The organism is Photorhabdus viridis, assembly GCF_040256935.1.
GTDB classification, from domain to species: Bacteria; Pseudomonadota; Gammaproteobacteria; order Enterobacterales; family Enterobacteriaceae; genus Photorhabdus; species Photorhabdus viridis.
Genome location: NZ_JBEJZY010000629.1, coordinates 1 through 220, shown reverse-complemented (window position 1 = coordinate 220; position 220 = coordinate 1). Strand labels below are relative to the sequence as shown.

At 47.7% G+C, this 220-nt stretch carries 1 pseudogene; it reads left to right on the top strand.

The features are described from left to right. Positions 1 to 109: 109 nt before the first annotated feature. A pseudogene (locus ABR397_RS24855) lies at positions 110 to 220 on the top strand (RHS repeat-associated core domain-containing protein); the annotation flags it as partial.

The following is a 220-nucleotide window of genomic DNA, read 5'->3' as shown; positions in this document are numbered from 1 at the left end:
CGAGTTGATATGTTCTTTAACAGGGCGGGAAAAAGTGGCGAAGAAAAAGGCTGCTAAATCAGGGGGAAAGGTCCGCTCAACTGTATGATGGCGTCGGGATAGTGCCTAAGACCCGATAGGATTAGCAGGGGGATTAAACTTATATACTTACGCGCCTAACCCAATGAGTTGGATCGATCCGTGGGGGTTATCAACAGGTCGTACAGGTAAACAAGCAAGA